Genomic DNA, 3076 nt, shown 5'->3' on the forward strand with positions numbered 1-3076 from the left:
TACTTTTTGGTGTATAATAGTTTTGCATCTCAGAATCTTTCTAATTGTTGTTGTGGTGATTACAATTATATCTCTCTGAGATGTTTTTTGATACCCTTAGGTGGCTAACTTCATTTTAGAACTTTCCATTTTTTGTAAAAAGTCAGCTTTTCCTTCACTTCAAAGCTATCAAAGGCTGAGTATGAGAGAAGTTTTTTGATTTAATTATTTGTCTTCTACTGCTGTATCTGTAGCATTCTCTTGATGTTCTGTAACTTCTTGAGGAGTGCTTTCTGTCTGATCAGCTTGGTCGGGTTTTACAGTCTCTTTCTCAGTTGTATTTGAGAGTGATTCTTCGGATATAGCTTGAGGTTTAGTAGGAACTTCTGGTTTATTCTCTTCAATTTTTCCGCCTGTAACCGCTGGGAAATGTTCACGAATCGCTTTAGGAATACCGTTTTGTAATTGTAATTCCTCAGCTGGGATATGGTTATTGCTGACGTCAATATACGTTAAAGTATTATTTTTTTCTGCTAATGCGAGTGTTTTGATTTGATTTTGTGAAGCATAGAGACTGTCAAGTGCAGTCAAGTTATTGATTCCCTCTAAGTCAGTGAGTTTGTTTTTATTAATAGTGAGTTCTTCAAGAGTTTCTTGTGGGCGAGACAATGATAAGTTAGTAATATCGTTATTTGATACAGATAGGTTTTGAAGTGTTTTAGCCTCTTCGAGACCTTCTAGTGATGTTAGGTGATTGTTGTCTAGATTGAGGGTTTCTAAACTTGGAAGGTTGTCCAAGAAATTAAGTTGACGAGTGTCATTATCTGTAGCAGTTAATTCTTTCAAAGCAGGTGCTTTGAGTGTTTTTAAATTGAGTCCTTTATTATGAGAGATAAACAATCGTTGTAATAAAGGTTTATGTGATAAAGCAGAGAGGTTAGTAATCTGATTATTATCTAAGCTGACAGCTGTGAGATGTTGGAGAGTGCTTAAGGCAGTTAGGTCAGAAATGTTATTGAGATCAAGATTGAGGGACTCTAAGCTGTTTAACTTAGCTAAGATACTAATATCTGTAATGTCATTCCCAGCTGCTGATACGACTTTCAGATTTGGATAATCTTTTAAGAACGATAAATCAGAAACCCCATTTTGTGAGAAATCAATACCTTCTAGTTGTGGCATATGTTTTAAGAAAGCATAGTCTTTGATTCCTGTTTTTGTTAACCACAGTTGTTTTAAATTTTTAAATTTATAAACAGGACTAATGTCGTCAATGGTTGTGAAACCAAGTCCTAAAACTTCTATATTTGGCATTAACTCTAAGCCAAATCGTTTTAAGGGATTTTGGCGTTCACCGATGTTGAGGTAGCGAACGGTCTTTAACCACTCCTTCATTTTTTCTGGATTTGTTTCGTTTGATGGGAAAGGTTTGTCAGCATTGGCATGTAAAATATCGTGGATAATATCTTCGTCAAAGCCCATTTCTTTAAGGGTGTTTATGCCGACTTTGTCCTTATCGTGAGCATGGGCATGCGGGTCTTCAATAGGTTTATCAAGGTCAATATCAGCAAGGTAAATCACATGATCATGATCACCATGTGGGTAAAGAAAGGCAGGGCCATTATCAGATGTGAAAAAACGAATACTGTCTTCTGGAAGTTCTAAAAAATGAGCTAGATAAGCACGTTTGGTAGCAATTTCATCAGCACTTGGATCTTTTTGCTGTGGTGTTTCAGGAAGTGACTGCTCTTCGTTTGGTTTTGCAGGATGATTTGGCGTATTAGGTTGAGGTACAGCAGGAGTTGGTTTGGCTACTTTGTTTGGAATGAGGTTTGCCCATTGTGTTTTGGCTAAATCGTCATACCGTAGCACATGAGTATGGTTGCCGTGCTGAACCAAAAGACCTAGTTCACTATGGCCGACAACTCCAGAACCATCAAAAAGGAATCCATCACTTGTAGGATGTGTTATACCAGGAATGTGATTTTCTGATGATGGATTTGATGGGAGGGACATTGGGACATATTGTTTTGGTTGACTAGGCTGTGTTGGCAGGCTACTTTTAAGAATGTAATGGTAATGATCACCATGACGAACGGTATAGCCATTAGCATCTTCTGCAACAACGTCGTTAATGTTAAAGACATAATTGTCGTGAACAGAGTGACTTGTTGGTACAGCGTTGGAAGTGACGGGTGCTGTTAGATTAGCATTTTCTGGGATAAGGTATTCCCACTTGCTACCCTTTAAATATAGAAGATGAAATGCTCATGGTCACCATGGGAGACGATGAGTCCTAGCTCTGTCTTTGTTTTGATTTGACTCTCAGAGGTAAAGAGGAATCCGTCACTGGTTGGGCGGTCAATGCCTGCAACCTCTTTTTTATTATTTTTTTCATGACCATGCTCATGATTGTGTCCATGGTGATGGTCTTCTTTATTATTTTTCGTTAATTGACGAGCGTCGTCCAGTGTGACAATGCCTTGATTTTTTGTTTTGGGGTAAAAATAATATTTGCCATTAACTTTGACTATAGCGCCATTGGCAACCTTATATTGTAAATCTTTTTCTTTAAAAACATAATCTTTAGGCACAAGGGTTTCAGCTAAAAATTTAGCATGATAAGGTACAAAACCTTTTTCGAGATGATTGTGATCTCCGTGGATAGAAATGTAGCCATCTTCTGTAATTTCGGCAACGACATAGATGTTCTCATCTTTTTGAGTATGCTGAGTGTTAGGCTTATGATGGCTGGTTGTTTGTTCTTGTTGGCAAGCTACTAATGTCAAATGACTGATAAGTGTCAGTCCTGCAAGAGTAAGCCATTTTTTATGTTTCATGTGATAGTCTCCTTAAAAATGATATTTTAAACATAGTTAACCGGTTAATAAAATAATTAACTGGTTTATTATATAATGAATTAGCTACAAAATCAACTGATATTAAAAAGATTTAATGAGAGTCTTAAAATGGTAATTTCCCAAAGTAATTTCCACTTTAGCTTTCGAAGTGGAAATTAGTCTAAAACGGATTTTTATGGTGGAATTAAGTCTGAGACGTTTGTGTTAGAAATGAGTCCTTACTATGACAAAATATA

At 36.6% G+C, this 3076-nt stretch carries 2 protein-coding genes and 1 pseudogene; all 3 read right to left on the reverse strand.

Annotation, left to right across the window (positions count from 1 at the left end; translation table 11 throughout):
* Positions 1–204: 204 nt before the first annotated feature.
* The 3 genes and pseudogenes from EAF07_RS10335 to EAF07_RS10850 all read right to left on the reverse strand — a co-directional run bounded on the left by EAF07_RS10335 (position 205) and on the right by EAF07_RS10850 (position 2819).
* Positions 205–1995, reverse strand: a complete 1791-nt coding sequence (locus EAF07_RS10335; protein WP_245962730.1) for a leucine-rich repeat domain-containing protein — start codon at positions 1993–1995, stop codon at positions 205–207.
* Positions 1996–2040: 45 nt separating this feature from the next.
* Positions 2041–2202 (reverse strand): annotated as a pseudogene (locus tag EAF07_RS10905) (pneumococcal-type histidine triad protein); the annotation flags it as partial.
* 23 nt (positions 2203–2225) lie between these two features.
* Positions 2226–2819: a pneumococcal-type histidine triad protein gene (locus tag EAF07_RS10850; RefSeq protein ID WP_245962731.1), complete on the reverse strand. Its 594-nt coding sequence runs from the start codon at positions 2817–2819 to the stop codon at positions 2226–2228.
* Positions 2820–3076: the final 257 nt, after the last annotated feature.

The organism is Streptococcus hillyeri, from assembly GCF_003686955.1.
Taxonomy (GTDB): Bacteria; Bacillota; Bacilli; order Lactobacillales; family Streptococcaceae; genus Streptococcus; species Streptococcus hillyeri.

Excerpts from the sequence above, each read along its gene's own strand:
- EAF07_RS10335 (WP_245962730.1), bottom strand. The coding sequence starts at position 1,995 with ATGTCCCTCCCATCAAATCCATCATCAGAAAATCACATTCCTGGTATA.
- EAF07_RS10850 (WP_245962731.1), bottom strand. The coding sequence starts at position 2,819 with ATGAAACATAAAAAATGGCTTACTCTTGCAGGACTGACACTTATCAGT.